The sequence below is a fragment of the Myxococcaceae bacterium JPH2 genome (assembly GCA_016458225.1).
Lineage (GTDB): Bacteria > Myxococcota > Myxococcia > Myxococcales > Myxococcaceae > Citreicoccus.
Window position 1 is genome coordinate 616,037 of record JAEMGR010000003.1, and the last position, 14,661, is coordinate 630,697.

Sequence of the window (14,661 nt, forward strand, 5' to 3'; positions counted from 1 at the left end):
GACCTTCCGCGTCAAGGATTCGCACCAACGCGGGGCGTCAGCGACTCACCGTGAGTCGCATGCGGGCGTGGAGGGAGCGTCACGGAATCGTGCTCGGCGGCGTGCGTGGCCTTGCATGTCCGTGCGCGTCGCTCGACGCCTCGGGGCGCTCGGTGGTTCGATGCGCGCCTCGTCCCTGGGAGTCCCGTCACGATGAAGCGTCCGTTTCCCCTGAAGCTCCTGCTGCTCTCCGTGCTGCTCGGCGTGGGCTGCGCCACCGCGCCGCGCGCCGTGCCGGACACCACGCCCGAACCCAAGCAGCGGGCCATGCTGTGGGAGGTGAGGAGCCCCAGCGGCGCCACCGCCTACGTGGTCGGCTCCGTGCACGTCGCCAAGGACGGACAGCTCGAGCTGCCGGGCTCCATGGAGAGCGCCTTCTCGCGCGCGGACACGCTCGTGGTGGAGCTGGACACCACCACGCTCGACAAGACCGAGATGCAGCAGCTCGTGCAGCGCCACGGCATGCTGCCGCGAGGCCAGCGCCTGTCGGAGCACATCGAGCCCGAGACGAACGCGCTGCTCGTCCCCGCGCTCTTGCGCGTGGGCATCCCCCGCTCGACCTTGGAGCCCATGCGGCCGTGGCTCGTGTCACTCACGCTCACCACGGTGGGGCTGATGCGCGCGGGCTATGACGGGAACAAGGGCGTGGACCAGACCTTCTTGAAGCGCGCGCACGCCGCCTCGGACTCGGGGCTGCGCGGCAAGGACATCATCCCGCTGGAGACCGCCGAGCAGCAGGTCATGCTCCTCGCGGGAGTGCCCGAAGCGCTCCAGGACCTGATGCTCCGCGAGCAGTTGCAGAACGACGAAGAGCAGACCACCGCCTACTTCGAGAAGATGATGGGCCTGTGGAATGAAGGGGATGCGACGGGACTGGCCGCGATGATCTTCCCCTCGTCCGCGGATCCGAAGTACCAGCCCGTCTACGAAGAGGTGTACTTCAAGCGCAACGAGCGCATGGCGCATCGGCTCGATGGCCTGCTGCGCGAGCCACCGCGCACGCACTTCGTCGTGGTGGGCGCGGGCCACGTGGTGGGGCCGCGAGGGATTCCCGCGCTGCTCAAGGCGCGGGGCTACGAGGTGCGCCAGCTCGGGCGCGACTGACGAGCTGCCGCGACGGCGGCGGGCGCGCTAAGAAGGCTCCTTCGCGACCTCCCAGGAGCCTTCTGCGTGACGAGCCTCAAAGGAAAGACCCTCTTCATCACCGGCGCGAGCCGGGGCATCGGCAAGGCCATCGCCCTGCGCGCGGCGCGTGATGGCGCGAACATCGCCATCATCGCCAAGACGACCGAGCCGCACCCGAAGCTGCCTGGCACCATCTACACGGCGGCCGAGGAGATTGAGCAGGCGGGAGGCAAGGCCCTGCCCTGCGCCGTGGACATCCGCGACGAGCAGGCCGTGGCCGCCGCCGTGGCGAAGACGGTGGAGACGTTCGGCGGCATCGACATCCTGGTGAACAACGCGAGCGCCATCAGCCTCACGGGCACGCTGGAGACGCCCATGAAGCGCTATGACCTCATGCACGGCATCAACACGCGCGGCACGTTCGTCTGCTCGCAGGCGTGTCTGCCGCACCTGAAGCGCGCCAGCAATCCGCACATCCTCAACAACTCGCCGCCGCTCAACATGGAGCCCCGCTGGTTCGGGCCTCACGTCGCGTACACCATGGCGAAGTTCGGCATGAGCATGTGCGTGCTCGGCATGGCGGAGGAGCTCCAGTCCGACGGCATCGCGGTCAACGCCATCTGGCCGCGCACCGTCATCGCGACCGCCGCCGTGCAGAACCTGCTGGGCGGCGACGAGACCATCCGCGGCTGCCGCAGCCCGGAGATCATGGCGGACGCCGCCTACGCCATCCTCACCAAGCCCAGCCGCGAGTTCACCGGCAACTTCTGCATCGACGAGGACGTGCTGCGCGGCGTGGGCGTCACCAACTTCGACAAGTACCAGATGGTCCCCGGGGCCGAGCTGCTCCCCGACTACTTCATCTGAGCCCCTGCTGAACCGCGGCGCGCTCCGCGCGACCGAAGTCCCTCCCGGATGCCGGGAGGGACCCGTGAGCTGAAGCGCGCGCCGCCGTGCAGTGCCCAGGCGAGCCGCGGGCCCTCGCTCGCTCCATCCGGCCTCCCCGCCAGGTTGCTGGCCCGCCGTCAGTCCACGAGCCCCACGCCGTCCGCCCCCGCCGCCCTTCCACCGCCCGAGGAATTTCACCCGGATTTTATTGCCGGGGACATTTTGCCCGGGTAAATACCGCGAGCCGGACGAACATGAGGCAGCCTACCCACATGGACGCACCCCCACTCCCTGACTGTACGGCCTTCGCTGGGCCGCGCCGCATCGCCTCGGGTGACTTGCTGCGCGTGGCCCTGAGGACGAAGGAGGTCCTCGACCAGGGGGAGCAGGCCCCCGTCCTCATCTTCGATGAGACGACCAGCGAGCCCATCGACGTGGACTTCCGAGGCGCGGCCGATGAGGTGGCGAAACGCCTGACCGAGCGATTCGGCGCGAGGCCCCCACCGGAGCCCCGGCCGGAGACGCCCCGAGGCCCGGGCCGCCCGAAGCTGGGCGTGGTGGCCCGCGAGGTCACCCTGCTCCCCCGCCACTGGGAATGGCTGAGCAGCCAGCCCGGCGGCGCGTCCGTCACCCTCCGCAAGCTGGTGGAGGAAGCCCGGCGCACGAACGCGGGCAAGGACCGGATCCGCCAGGCGCAGGAGGCCACCTACCGCTTCATGCAGGCCATGGCGGGCAACCTCGTGGGCTTCGAGGAAGCCACCCGGGCCCTCTTCGCCAGCAACCCGCAGCGCTTCGACTCCCTCATCCACACCTGGCCCGCAGACATCCAGGTGCATGCCCGCAAGCTCGCGGCGCCTGCGTTCCAGACCACCGCGGCATCGGAGACCCCAACGTGACGCCCTCGTCGCCCCCTACGTGGAAGACGTTCCTCGCCTTCCTCGGCCCCTTGATGTTGAGCAACGTCCTGCAATCCCTCTCGGGCACCCTGAACAATGTCTATCTGGGCCAGATGCTCGGGGTGCAGGCGCTCGCCGCGGTGACGGCGTTCTTCCCGGTCCTGTTCTTCTTCATCTCGTTCATCATCGGCCTGGGCGCGGGCGCCTCGGTGCTCATCGGACAGGCCTACGGCGCGCGCAACCCCGAGCGGGTGAAGGCCATCGCGGGCACGGCGCTGTCGGTCACGCTGGTGGCGGGCTTCGTGGTGGCCCTCTTCGGCGGCGCGTTCACGCACATGCTGCTGACGTCGCTGGGCACGCCAGCCAACATCCTCCCCGACGCCACGGCCTACGCGCGGGTGATGCTGCTGTCCATGCCGGCGATGTTCACGTTCCTGCTCCTCACCGCGATGATGCGCGGCGTGGGGGACACCGTGACGCCCCTGTTCGCGCTCATCCTGGCCACGGTGATTGGCCTGCTCGTGACCCCGGCGCTCATCCGCGGCTGGGCCGGGCTTCCCGCCCTGGGTGTCCGCGCGGGCGCCTATGCCTCCGTCATCAGCACGTTCGTGACGGTCACCTGGCTGGCGTTCTACATGCGCCGGCGCAAGCACCCGCTGGCGCCGGACGCCACCCTCGCGCGCCACATGTGGATCGACTGGAGCATCCTCAAGACGGTGCTGCGCATCGGCGTGCCCAGCGGCGTGCAGATGATCGTGCTCTCGCTGTCGGAGCTGGCCGTGCTGTCGCTGGTCAACCGCTTCGGCTCGGACGCCACGGCGGCCTACGGCGCGGTCACCCAGGTCCTGAGCTACGTGCAGTTCCCGGCCATCTCCATCACCATCACCGTCTCCGTGTTCGGCGCGCAGGCCATTGGCGGCGGCCACGTGGACCGGCTGGGCGGAATCACCCGCACGGGCGTCCTGCTCAACCTGGTCGTCACCGGCGGACTCGTGGCGCTGACCTCGCTCGGCGCGCGCACCATCGTCGGGTTCTTCATCACCAGCCCGGAGGTGGTCGAGATGGCGGTGGGCCTGCTGCACATCGTCCTGTGGAGCTCCGTCATCTTCGGACTGGCCGGCGTGTTCTCCGGCATGATGCGCGCCAGCGGCACGGTGATGGTCCCCACCCTCATCTCCGTGTTCGCCATCCTCGCCGTCGAGGTCCCCGTCGCCTACGTGCTCAGCGGGCGCATGGGCCTCAACGGCATCTGGACGGCGTACCCGGTCGCGTTCGCCACCATGCTCATCCTGCAGGCCACGTACTACCGGATGGTGTGGAGCCGGCGCGCCATCACGCGGCTCGTCTAGCGGGACGCGCTCAACCGAGCAGCGCGGCGATGATGGCGATGAGGGGCGGCCCCGCCTGCATCATCGCCGCGCGCAGGAACCGGCGGTCGCTGCTCAACAGCACCGCCCCCGCGCCCACCATGACGGCCATGGTGAAGAGCACCAGCGTGCGCCCCGGCACCACCGCGCCGGCCAGCACCAGGCCCACGCCCACCAGCGCGCCCACCGCGAGGAAGAGATTGTAGAAGCCCTGGTTGTAGGCCATCCGGCTCAACGTGTCGGCATCCGCCTGCGAGGCAATGCCGAAGCGCTTCCACGTCGCGGGCTTGCGCCACAGCACGCTCTCGAACGCGAAGAAGAGGATGTGGAGCAGGGCGGCAAGCCCCGTCGCGACCAGGGACACGGCGAGAAGGACGGACACGGCGGAATCTCCAGGGTGGCGGAAGTGTATGTGTACCGGTCGATACAGTTTACCGGGACCATGGTTCATCCGGTACGGTCCCGTCAACAGGAGCGAGAATGGCGCGCACGCGCACCTTCAACACGGATGAGGCCGTTCGCGCGGCGCGGGACCTCTTCTGGGAGCGCGGCTACGAGGCGACGTCGCTGGCGGACCTCGAGGACGCCACGGGCCTGGGGCGCTCCAGCCTCTATCAAGCGTTCGGCAGCAAGCGCGGCCTCTACGATGCCGCCGTCGAGCACTACCTCCGGCACGTCATCGCGCCGCTGATTGCTCCGCTCGAGGCGCCGGGCGCCACGCGCCAGGACGTCGCGGAATACTTCCGGACCCTCTCCGAACGACTGTCGCGTCAGCTCGGCCTGGGCGTCGGGCGCGGCTGCCTCATCCTGCAGACGACCAGCGAGCTGGCGGTTCGGGACGCCGCGGCCCGTGAGGTCGGGCGCACGTACCGTGAGCGCCTGCTGGCGGCGTTCATCCATGCCCTCACCCCGCCGCGCGGCGCGGGAACGGACGCGGCGAGGGCCACGCGGGAGCGGCGCGGTCAGCTCCTGGTGGGCGCCGTGACGGCCATCCTGGTCACCACGCGCATCGACCTGAAGGCGGCGCTCGCGCTGTGCCAGGCCACGCTCGCGGAGGTCGACGCCTGGGCCTGAACGGCCGCCGCCCGGACGGGTGAACGAGAGAGCCAGACCTTGCGGCCCTCGCACGCCGAGCCGACCTCAAGGGGAGAACCCCTGCATCTCCCACGAGGGACCGCCATGGCCACCATCGACAACGCCGCCATCCTCCGAGACATCTACCAGGCCTTCAACGACAAGAACGTCCAGCGCGTGGGCGAGCTGTCCCTCCCCGACGCGCGCATCATCCGAGTCCCCTCGGGCGAGTCGCTGAGCGTCTTCGACGACTTCCAGGGCTGGGCCACCGCCTTCCCGGACGGCCAGGTCGAGGTCACCCAGATGGTGGCCCAGGGCGACTGCGTGATGGCGGAGATCATCGGGCGGGGCACGCACCTGGGCCCGCTCAGCAGTCCGCAGGGCCCCATCGCCCCCACCCAGCGCCGCGTGGAGCTGCGATTGGTGGACGTCTACCTCTTCCGAGACGGCAAGGTCACCGGCGGGCGCACGTACTTCGACGCGATGAGCCTGATGCGGCAGCTCGGCCTGCTGCGCGCGCCCGAGGCCCCGGCCCGCGCAACCTCCGAATCGCGCCCCGAGGCCCGACACTGAGCCGCGCCGCGGGAGGGCGTCTCGGTTAGAAACGGATCCATGACCTCCCCTGCAGTCGGCCCGACGCCCTACCAGCTCCGCACCCCTCGTCTGCTCCTGCGCTGCCTGTCCCCTTCGGACGCGGAGGCGCGCAAGGACGCCTTCGACTCCAGCGGCACGCACCTGGATGACCTGTTCCCGCCTCCCCCCGAGGGGCGCATGACGCTGGACGCGCACGCCGCCCTGCTGCGGCGATTCCGCGGGAGCTTCGACCTGGACCAGGACCGCTTCTACGGCGCCTTCGAGCCGACCACGGGCAAGCTCCTGGGCGAGACGGGCGTGCTGCGCCGCGCGGGCATCCGCGCGCTGGAGCTGTCCTACTGGCTGCGCCGCGACGCGGTGGGACAGGGCTACGCCGTGGAGATGGCGCGGGCGATGATGAAGGTCGCCTTCGTGTTCGACCAGGTGAGCCGCATGGACCTCACCTGCGACGTGGCGAACACGCAGAGCGCCGGGGTGGCCCAGCGCCTGGGCTTCACCCTGGAGGGCCGCCTGCGCGACCGGCAGCTCGCGCCCCACCACAAGCGGGGCGACATCCTGTGCTTCACGCTGCTCGCCACCGAGTACGCGAATCAGCCCGCGCACCACCTGCCCATCGAGGCCTTCGACCTCCTGGGCCGCAAGCTCGGCTGAGTCAGGTCGCGGCCACCCGCCAGCGCCAGCCGTTCACATCCTCCAGCCGCGGCACGGAGAGCTGAAGGGTGAGCAGGTCGCCCGCGCGCACCGTCTGCGGCTCCACGCGCAGCAGCATCATTCCCCAGTGCGTGCGCGGCGAGCCGGGCCCGGTGTCGAACGCGTTGTGCTCATCGAACGCGACGCGGAAGTACACGACGAACCCGTCCAGCATCCCGCCCAGCCGGACCTCGCGTCGGTAGGAGAGCGAGGTCGGAAGCTGCTCGGCGTCCAAGGTGTCCAGGTCCACCGACAGCACGGGCGCGGGGGTGCACAGGAGCGCCTCCACCTCGTTCTGCCGGATGAGCTTGCGGAAGTACGAAGGCGGCAGCGACGTGTACCGCGTGCGCAGGCTGGAGAAGTCCACCGGCCCCACCTTCTGCGTCCAGAGGAAGGGCGTGCGGAACTCGGGCCGCAGACAGACGGGCTCGACGAAGAGCTGGAAGCGCGCGGGCAGGATGCGCCCCTTGGGCTTGAGCAGCCGTGTCCGCGCGTCCACCAGGTTCTCCACCAACCGCTCGTTGAAGAGCGCGTCCCCCAGCTGCTCGTGGATGATGACGTCCACCTTCCGGGGCAGCGCCAACCGCTGGCTGTGCATGCGGTGGAAGTGGATGCGGCGCGCCAGGCCATTCGCCTCCGCCACGGCCTGCGCCGCGGCGATGATGGGCGAGTGGTCCACCGCGTGGACCTCGGCGCCTTGGGCGGCGCACAACAGGGCGAGCACCCCGTTGCCCGTTCCCAGGTCCAGCACCGTCTGCCCTGGCGTGACGTGCTCGGTGATGGCCTTTTGGTAGGCCGTCATCCGCACCCGGTCCGCCAGCATCCGGTCGTGCTCGTAATAGTCGGCGAACTCGCGGGCATTGAGCGCCTTGTCATAGGCGTTCCGAACCCCGGGCATCCGCACGAGGCGATCCTTGAGCTCCACCAACACCTTCATCGGGACATCCACCAGGTCGAACATGGTCGCGACTGGTAGGGCCGACGACCGCCGGGCGGAAGGGCTCGCGAGGGCGGCTGCCCATCCGTGAACAAGCCATGTGTCGCCTGACCGCCGTGGCCCCAACGCCCGCCCTCGCCCCCCATCCCCACGCGCGTCCGCCCCGCAGCTGTGGCACTATTCGTTTGAATGCAAACGGGCTTGCCTTTCAGGCAAGGGGCATATAAATTCACTGTCCATCGAGAGAAGCGCCTATAAAAATAAGGTTCATCTCATGGACGAACTCGACTATCGCATCGTGGAACAACTCCAGCGTGACGGCCGCGCCACGCAGCTGGAGCTGTCTCGCGGCGTCGGGTTGTCGCAGCCTGCGGTGGCGGAGCGGATCCGCAAGCTGGAGGAGCGCGGGGTCATCACCGGCTACACGGCGCGGGTGGACGCGACGAAGCTGGGCAAGGACATCACCGCGTTCATCGGGGTGAGCATCGAGCACCCGAAGCACTTCGAGGGCTTCGCGAAGAAGGTGCTCGCGCTGCCCGACGTGCTCGAGGCGCATCGGGTGGCGGGGCAGGACTCGTACATCCTCAAGGTGAAGACGGCGAACACGCGGACGCTGGACACGCTCCTCGTGGAGACCCTCCGCACCATCCCCGGCGTCACCCGAACGAACACCACCATCGTCTTGTCGACCCTCAAAGAGGACACGCATGTGCGCGTCCTTCCCGAGCAGCTGAAAGGAGCCTGAAACATGAGTGCGGACGGTATGAGCGCATCCCTCCCCCCTGTGCCGGGCATCCGGCTGGCCCAGCGCATGTCGCGGATGAAGACGTCTGCGGTGCGCGAGATCCTCAAGGTCGCCGAGCGCCCGGACATCCTGTCGTTCGCGGGCGGGCTGCCCGCGCCCGAGCTCTTCCCGCTGGAGGCCATCGCCGAGGCGCACGCGGAGACGTTCGCCACGGAGGGCCGCGCCGCGCTCCAGTACAGCACCACCGAGGGCTTCCTGCCCCTGCGTGAGTGGATCGCCGCCGACCTCGGCCGGCGGGGTCGCTCGCCGCATCCGGATCAGGTGCTGATGACGAGCGGCTCGCAGCAGGGCATCGACCTGGTCGCCAAGGTGCTGCTGGACCCCGGCGACGTGGTGATGGTGGAGAACCCCAGCTACCTGGCCGCGCTGCAGACCTTCGGCGGCTACGAGGTGGAGTTCGCCACCGTGAACAGCGATGAGCACGGCATGCGCACGGACGACCTGGAGCGCATGGTGCGCGAGCGGCGCCCGAAGCTCGTCTACCTCATCCCCAACTTCCAGAACCCCTCCGGCACCACGCTGTCGCTGGAGCGCCGCAAGGCGCTGGTGCGGCTGGCCCAGGAGCACCGCTTCACGATCCTCGAGGACGACCCGTACGGCGAGCTGCGCTTCCGCGGGGAGCACCTGCCGTCGCTCTTCTCGCTGGATGACCAGGGCGTGGTCGTCTCGCTCGGCACCTTCTCCAAGACGCTGGCCCCGGGCCTGCGGCTGGGCTGGGTGACGGGCCCGCGCGACATCCTCAAGGGGCTCACCATCGCCAAGCAGGCCACGGACCTGCACACGGCCACGCTCGCGCAGCGCGCCACCGCGCGGCTCCTGGCCCGCTTTGACTACGCCGGGCACCTGAGCGCCCTACGCCCCGTCTACGGCGAGCGCGCCACCGCGATGATGACCGCGCTGGAGCGCCACATGCCGGCGGGCACGCGCTGGACGCGCCCCGAGGGCGGCATGTTCCTGTGGGTGGAGCTGCCGCGCGGGCTGGACGCCGCCGCGCTGCTGCCCAAGGCCCTGGACCAGAAGGTCGCCTTCGTCCCCGGCGCGCCCTTCTTCGCCACGCAGCCGCGCACGGAGTTCATGCGCCTCAACTACTCCAACCGCTCGCCCGAGTTCATCGCCGAGGGCATGCGCCGCCTGGGCGCCGTCATCGCCGAGGCGCGCTAGTCCCCTCGGGGCTCACCCCGGCCCCACAACGCGCCGCGTCGTCATTCGCGGCGCGCGGGAGGGGCCGGGGAAGTTGAAGCTTGATTCAGGTTTCAGGTGTCTCCGCGCTGGTCAGCGCGTCGGGGGTTGCGTAGCCTGCGCGCAACTTTTCCGGCGGCGGGCGGGCGCAATGCCTCCGCGTGTCGCCCCACTCGTGGAGAGGCACCGATGCAGCTGAAGGACCTGAAGATCATCGTGACGGGCGGCGCGCAGGGCATGGGCGCGCACTTCGCGGCGCGCATCGCGGAAGCGGGCGGCCAGGTGGCCGTGGGTGACGTGAACGAGGAGCGCCTCGCCGCGCTGCCCGCGGGCATCCACCGCCGCAAGCTGGACGTGTCCAGCGAGGAGGACATCACGTCCTTCGTGCAGTGGGCGCACGGCGCCATGGGCGGCCTCAACGGCCTCATCAACAACGCGGGCATCCTGCGCGACGCGCTGCTCGTGAAGAAGGACCGGACCACCGGCCAGGTGAAGAAGCTCTCCACCGCGGACTGGAACGCCGTCATCGGCGTCAACCTCACCGGCGCCACGCTGATGGTGCGCGAGGTGGTGGCGAAGATGGCCGAGACGGACCAGGGCCCCGGCGTCATCGTCAACATGTCGTCCATCGCGCGGCACGGCAACCGCGGGCAGTCCAACTACGTGTCCGCCAAGGCCGCGCTCGCCGCCAACACCGTCACGTGGTCGCGCGAGTTCGCCCCGTTCCGCATCCGCGTGGGCGCCGTGGCCCCGGGCATGATTGAGACGCCCATGACCCAGGGCATGAACCAGAAGGCCCGCGACGCGCTGGTGGCCAGCATCCCCGTGGGCCGCATCGGCGTGCCCGAGGACATCTGGGTCGCCGTGAAGTTCATCATCGAGTGCGACTACTTCAACGGCCGCACCATCGACGTGGACGGCGGCCTCAACTTCTAGCCGCGCGCGCCATGGACTGGGGCTGTCGGCCACTCGACACAGTCGTGCGACCGACGGCCCAATGGCCAGATGGCGAAGCAATCCCGAACTTCTAGGTTAATCGGGAAGAAGCAGCCCTTCCGTCTGTTCCAAACTGGCGAGAACGACGGGCCTGGCCACTTCCCAAGCAGGGCGGCCACGACACCGCCCACGCGGGTGGTGCGAAGACGCCACCTGGGGTCGCCTTCCGTGACACGGGAAGCGGGGCCCAGACGAGGGGCGCGCGGCGAGGGGCGCCCAACTAGGAGTTGCGATCGAGCGGCATCATCGTGCCGGCTTCGAACTCCGGCGTCCGGCGAAGTTGGTCCAACACGCGCGGAGAACAGCGGAGGTGGAGCATGGGCAAGGAACCGCCCGGCTCGCTGACAGCGCGTACCGCGCCAATGAGCTGATGCGCTTCCAGCCAGCGCATGAAGCTCTCGCGGAAGCGTGCGTGCTCGGCGAGGCCGGCTTGATAGACCTCTGCCCTGGAGCGCGCGGGCACGGGTGAAGACACACGTCCGCGCGGAGCCGGATGCTCCCGGGGCATGACGGTGACGTCTATCCAGTCGGCGGAGACCTCCATGCCCGACGCGCCAGGCAACGGGCGCACTCCTCCCGACATCCCTCCCGGCAAAGGACGGACCGTCGAGGTCGTCCGGGGCGGCATCTCACCAGGCTCGCCCGGCACGCCAGCTTTCCTGCTCATGGCCACATCCTTCCCAGGTCCGGTGCTCCACACGGCACCGGCCCCGGCAGCTACCGCCGTCACCTGAACACAGCCAGGCCCCTCCCCGTTCGGTGGTTCCCCGAGCGAGGGAGCTTGAGCGCATTGGCCAAGATCAAATCCCGCACCTCGAGCGCCGTCAAGTCAGGAGCACGGCACCGGTACAGTGCTGCAATGCCGGCTACATAAGGCGCCGCCATGCTCGTGCCACTCATTCGCTCGTAGAACGCTTGATTGTTGCAGCGGCGCTCGGTGCTGGAATACACGTTCACTCCGTAACCCATGACGTCGGGCACACTTCGCCTACCCACGACGCCGCTGGCCGAGAAAGTGGCCACGTTGCGCTCGAAGTCGACTGCACCGATGGCCAGTGCCTCAGGAAAGGCCGCTGGGTAACCAACCGTGTCGGGTCCACTGTTGCCCGCCGCGACAACGGCCAGGACGTTGCTGTCCTGCAGGCGACGAATCATGGTCTGGAGCGCGCGCAGGTTGAGCTGGTAGTCCGCGTCGCTGATGCCTGGCGGCGGCTGCAGCGGGAAGCCGAGCGACAGGTTGACGACAGCCGGACGCGTGGCGTTCTCCGGACGGCTGAACTGATGCAGCAGCCACTCCATGCCAGCGGCCACGCGGCCAAGGCTGGTGCGGATGGTCTCCGACTCAATGACAGACGCGACGTAGAGGTCCACCTCCGGCGCGACGCCGTGGTGGACACCCGCCGCGATGCCGCACACGTGGGTGCCGTGGCCATCCGGGTCGAAGCCGCGCACGTCCCGCGCGGGGTTGTGAGGTGAGTTGGGGAACAGCGACACGTAGCGGAACTGGATGACCTTGCTGGCGTGCTCGGGGTGGTCCGCGTCCACGCCCGTGTCGAGGATGCCGAGCATCACGCCGGCGCCCCGGATGCCCTGGGCATGAGCCAGGGGAACACCGCACTCCTCGGGCCACTCGCGCTCGGCCAGCGAGCTCATGCCGCGGTTGCGCGGCCCCGTCTGTCCCGCGGACACCGGTCCGGGGAACGACAGGGGAACCACGTCCGGGATGAACTCGAAGTCCTCCGCCAACTCCCCGCGCGCGGCCTTCTCGGCCTCGGGCGAGTAGAAGTGGGCCATGGTGGCGCCGATGAGCGGCATGTACCGGAAGCTGCCCTCCTCCGCGCCCGTCTGCTCCGTCACGGGTGCGCCGGGCAGCGGCACGGTGGTGGCGTCCGCGCCGCGGGTGAGGCGCTTGGGCGCGCCGGCCTTCTTCGACGTCTTGCGCTCATTCTGCCCGCTCACCTGCGGCCGGGGCCCAGGCAGCGAGGCCGAGCGCAGGCCGAGCGCCATCAGCGCGTCCGGCGCCTTCTGCGCCACAGGGAATCGCAGCGCCGTGTTGCGCTGGAGCACCCGTTCGCCCTGCTCCGTGCCCCGTACACCGGGCCGGGCCTGCGACTCGATGGACTCCTTTGGAACCAAGAGAAACGACTTCATGGGTTGTCTGCTCCTTGGACTACCAATCCACGGCGGGAGCGTGGTGTTGAGGGCTCCCGAATGACGACCGCGTCCGCCGGGCATCCGGAGCCTCTCGGCCCCAGCGGTGATGTCGCGGCGGCAGGCACCGCCCTGGCCTCCGCGACCTGGGCCCCGCGGCGACTGTCCTCGCGCCGCGCGCCCTCGTGACCGAGGCCCGGGGACTTCCCGCCCGGCGCCTCACCTGCGCATCCGGCCCTCCTTCCCGCATGACGCGGGCACGACATGTGTTGCGGTCCCCGCCCGGAGCGCTCTCCTGGCGGGGAGGGGCCGGCCCGCGGCGCGGGGGATGGGCCAGAGGCGGCGGACGAGCCTCCGTCGCGGGTTGCGTCCCGCCGCGCGCGCAAGGGCAGTCCCGCATCGGCCGGGGCGAACCGGGCCGAGCTTCCCTCACGCTGTCTCCCGCGCCGTGCGCGCCGGGAGGTGTCTGCTTGCCCATCAGGTCTTCCCCGTCCCGAGCGAGGCCTCCCTCGCATGGTGCGATTGGAACGCAGCCCCCTGACAAAAACTCACGGAATTCCAGCAGTAGACGCCCCTGACCGGGGGTAACGGTCCTATCGGACCTTGCCAGAACGTCCGGAAGTATGAGCGATTCTCCGGGGGAACGAGCAAAGTGCCGGTATCCGCACAGGGGCGGTGTCCTCCAGCGGACCTGGAGGGGCGGGTGGGAAGAAGGCGAACGGGCGCGCTGGGGCCCGAGGAACCGGCCTGGGGACCAAGCTCAAGAAAGAAATGGGGGAAGGGCGAGCCCCGCCAAGTGTTCCCCTAGACCCCAAGGCGGACTAAGGGAGAGGCCTCCGCCTCATTGGAGCACCGACTTGATTCCTTACTGGCATGCCCCGTCGCTCAAGCTGGGGCCCCTCGAGCTGAACCCGTTCAACATCCTCGTGGCCGCGGGCATCCTTCTGGCGGCCCGGCTGCTCGGCAAACAAGCGGAGCGGGAGGGGTTGGATCCCGACCCGCTGGCCGACTTCGCCATGTGGGGCGTGGCCGCGGGCATGCTCTTCGGGCACTGGGTGCACCTGTTCTTCTACCACCCGGAGGAGCTGGCCAAGAGCCCGTTCCAAATCGTGAAGTTCTGGGATGGGTTGTCCTCGTTCGGCGGTCTGCTGGGCGGCATCCTGGCGGCGGTGGTCTTCTTCCGGATCCGCAAGCTGCGCTTCGCGGACTACGCGGACTCGTTCGCGCTCGGCGTGGCACCGGGCTGGGCCGTGGCCCGCCTGGGATGCTTCGCGGTGCATGACCACCCGGGCGTGCTGACGGACTTCTTCCTCGCGGTGCAGTTCCCCTCGGGCAACCGGCACGACCTGGGCCTGTACGACGCCATCGTGCTCTTCTCCATCACCGGCGTGCTCTATGCGCTGCGCAACGCGGGGAAGCTGAAGGGTCGGCTGTTGCCGCTGCTCGCGCTGATGTACGCGGTGTGCCGCTTCGGCTTGGACTTCCTGCGCGCGAGCGACCTGTCGTACGTGGACGGGCGCTACTTCGGGCTGACGCCCGCGCAGTATGGCTCCATCCTGCTGGTCCTCTACGGAGTCTGGGGGCTCGTGCGCAAGCTGGCCCCGAGGGCCGCGCCCACCGCGCCGCCGTCCTCGCCCCGGTCCGTGCAGACCGCGCGCTGACGTTCGCTTCTCCCCGCCGCGCGCCATGAGCCCGCGGCGGGTGCCGCTCCCTTCGTGCCGCGTGGCTCTGCGCGGCGCGCCTCGCTGGATGGACCGGTCTGTCGACGACTGAGTCCCGCGCGGCGCCCCACGACACCTCCGCGTGCGCTGCGACCGAGCACCTCGCGGTGCTCCTCAAGGCCAGCACGTGCGCCGCAACCAAGCACCTCTCGGGGGGCTCGCATGCCTCCGCGCGCATCGCTGCGCCCCTCCTCGTTGC

15 protein-coding genes are annotated in these 14,661 nt (G+C 69.6%); 11 read left to right on the top strand and 4 right to left on the bottom strand.

The window, feature by feature from the left end; all coding sequences use genetic code 11:
• Nucleotides 1-192: 192 nt before the first annotated feature.
• The 4 genes from JGU66_07285 to JGU66_07300 all read left to right on the top strand — a co-directional run bounded on the left by JGU66_07285 (nt 193) and on the right by JGU66_07300 (nt 4,297).
• Nucleotides 193-1,143 (top strand): TraB/GumN family protein, encoded by a 951-nt coding sequence (locus JGU66_07285; protein MBJ6760562.1) that lies wholly within the window; start codon nt 193-195, stop codon nt 1,141-1,143.
• Nucleotides 1,144-1,209: 66 nt separating this feature from the next.
• Nucleotides 1,210-2,031, top strand: a complete 822-nt coding sequence (locus JGU66_07290; GenBank protein ID MBJ6760563.1) for an NAD(P)-dependent oxidoreductase — start codon at nt 1,210-1,212, stop codon at nt 2,029-2,031.
• A gap of 293 nt (nt 2,032-2,324) precedes the next feature.
• Entirely contained in the window at nt 2,325-2,948 is a 624-nt protein-coding gene (locus tag JGU66_07295; protein ID MBJ6760564.1) for a DUF2239 family protein, read from the top strand.
• Nucleotides 2,945-4,297: an MATE family efflux transporter gene (locus tag JGU66_07300; protein ID MBJ6760565.1), complete on the top strand. Its 1,353-nt coding sequence runs from the start codon at nt 2,945-2,947 to the stop codon at nt 4,295-4,297. The genes JGU66_07295 and JGU66_07300 overlap by 4 nt, the downstream gene beginning before the upstream one ends.
• Before the next feature lie 10 nt (nt 4,298-4,307).
• Here JGU66_07300 and JGU66_07305 read toward each other — a convergent pair whose 3' ends face one another.
• The gene (locus tag JGU66_07305; GenBank protein MBJ6760566.1) at nt 4,308-4,766 is read right to left on the bottom strand and encodes a DUF1304 domain-containing protein; all 459 of its coding nucleotides are present in this window, start codon (nt 4,764-4,766) and stop codon (nt 4,308-4,310) included.
• Between the two features lie 29 nt (nt 4,767-4,795).
• On the opposite strand from JGU66_07305, the gene JGU66_07310 reads away from it, so the two are divergent.
• From JGU66_07310 to JGU66_07320, 3 genes are all read left to right on the top strand, one after another.
• Complete coding sequence (locus JGU66_07310; GenBank protein MBJ6760567.1) at nt 4,796-5,389, top strand: TetR/AcrR family transcriptional regulator; 594 nt, start codon at nt 4,796-4,798, stop codon at nt 5,387-5,389.
• A 105-nt stretch (nt 5,390-5,494) separates the two neighbouring features.
• Complete coding sequence (locus JGU66_07315; protein ID MBJ6760568.1) at nt 5,495-5,962, top strand: ester cyclase; 468 nt, start codon at nt 5,495-5,497, stop codon at nt 5,960-5,962.
• Nucleotides 5,963-6,001: 39 nt separating this feature from the next.
• Nucleotides 6,002-6,634, top strand: coding sequence for a GNAT family N-acetyltransferase (locus JGU66_07320; protein MBJ6760569.1), 633 nt, complete (start codon nt 6,002-6,004; stop codon nt 6,632-6,634).
• 1 nt (nt 6,635) lies between these two features.
• Here the strand turns inward: JGU66_07320 and JGU66_07325 are convergent, their stop codons facing one another.
• Nucleotides 6,636-7,634 (bottom strand): methyltransferase domain-containing protein, encoded by a 999-nt coding sequence (locus JGU66_07325; protein MBJ6760570.1) that lies wholly within the window; start codon nt 7,632-7,634, stop codon nt 6,636-6,638.
• Nucleotides 7,635-7,884: 250 nt separating this feature from the next.
• Between JGU66_07325 and JGU66_07330 the strand changes: the two genes are divergently transcribed.
• The 3 genes from JGU66_07330 to JGU66_07340 all read left to right on the top strand — a co-directional run bounded on the left by JGU66_07330 (nt 7,885) and on the right by JGU66_07340 (nt 10,530).
• A complete protein-coding gene (locus JGU66_07330) occupies nt 7,885-8,355 on the top strand; it encodes an Lrp/AsnC family transcriptional regulator (GenBank protein ID MBJ6760571.1) in 471 nt (156 codons plus the stop codon).
• Between the two features lie 3 nt (nt 8,356-8,358).
• Nucleotides 8,359-9,576, top strand: coding sequence for a PLP-dependent aminotransferase family protein (locus JGU66_07335; protein ID MBJ6760572.1), 1,218 nt, complete (start codon nt 8,359-8,361; stop codon nt 9,574-9,576).
• Between the two features lie 207 nt (nt 9,577-9,783).
• Nucleotides 9,784-10,530, top strand: a complete 747-nt coding sequence (locus JGU66_07340; GenBank protein MBJ6760573.1) for an SDR family oxidoreductase — start codon at nt 9,784-9,786, stop codon at nt 10,528-10,530.
• A 280-nt stretch (nt 10,531-10,810) separates the two neighbouring features.
• Here JGU66_07340 and JGU66_07345 read toward each other — a convergent pair whose 3' ends face one another.
• Entirely contained in the window at nt 10,811-11,257 is a 447-nt protein-coding gene (locus tag JGU66_07345; GenBank protein ID MBJ6760574.1) for a hypothetical protein, read from the bottom strand.
• Between the two features lie 59 nt (nt 11,258-11,316).
• Nucleotides 11,317-12,741, bottom strand: a complete 1,425-nt coding sequence (locus JGU66_07350; GenBank protein ID MBJ6760575.1) for a S8 family serine peptidase — start codon at nt 12,739-12,741, stop codon at nt 11,317-11,319.
• Nucleotides 12,742-13,598: 857 nt separating this feature from the next.
• Between JGU66_07350 and JGU66_07355 the strand changes: the two genes are divergently transcribed.
• On the top strand, nt 13,599-14,402 hold the full coding sequence (locus JGU66_07355; protein ID MBJ6760576.1) for a prolipoprotein diacylglyceryl transferase: 804 nt from the start codon (nt 13,599-13,601) through the stop codon (nt 14,400-14,402).
• Nucleotides 14,403-14,661 lie beyond the last annotated feature (259 nt).

Excerpts from the sequence above, each read along its gene's own strand:
- JGU66_07285 (MBJ6760562.1), top strand. The coding sequence starts at position 193 with ATGAAGCGTCCGTTTCCCCTGAAGCTCCTGCTGCTCTCCGTGCTGCTC.
- JGU66_07295 (MBJ6760564.1), top strand. The coding sequence starts at position 2,325 with ATGGACGCACCCCCACTCCCTGACTGTACGGCCTTCGCTGGGCCGCGC.
- JGU66_07305 (MBJ6760566.1), bottom strand. The coding sequence starts at position 4,766 with ATGAACCATGGTCCCGGTAAACTGTATCGACCGGTACACATACACTTC.
- JGU66_07310 (MBJ6760567.1), top strand. The coding sequence starts at position 4,796 with ATGGCGCGCACGCGCACCTTCAACACGGATGAGGCCGTTCGCGCGGCG.
- JGU66_07315 (MBJ6760568.1), top strand. The coding sequence starts at position 5,495 with ATGGCCACCATCGACAACGCCGCCATCCTCCGAGACATCTACCAGGCC.
- JGU66_07320 (MBJ6760569.1), top strand. The coding sequence starts at position 6,002 with ATGACCTCCCCTGCAGTCGGCCCGACGCCCTACCAGCTCCGCACCCCT.
- JGU66_07325 (MBJ6760570.1), bottom strand. The coding sequence starts at position 7,634 with ATGTTCGACCTGGTGGATGTCCCGATGAAGGTGTTGGTGGAGCTCAAG.
- JGU66_07330 (MBJ6760571.1), top strand. The coding sequence starts at position 7,885 with ATGGACGAACTCGACTATCGCATCGTGGAACAACTCCAGCGTGACGGC.
- JGU66_07335 (MBJ6760572.1), top strand. The coding sequence starts at position 8,359 with ATGAGTGCGGACGGTATGAGCGCATCCCTCCCCCCTGTGCCGGGCATC.
- JGU66_07340 (MBJ6760573.1), top strand. The coding sequence starts at position 9,784 with ATGCAGCTGAAGGACCTGAAGATCATCGTGACGGGCGGCGCGCAGGGC.
- JGU66_07345 (MBJ6760574.1), bottom strand. The coding sequence starts at position 11,257 with ATGAGCAGGAAAGCTGGCGTGCCGGGCGAGCCTGGTGAGATGCCGCCC.
- JGU66_07350 (MBJ6760575.1), bottom strand. The coding sequence starts at position 12,741 with ATGAAGTCGTTTCTCTTGGTTCCAAAGGAGTCCATCGAGTCGCAGGCC.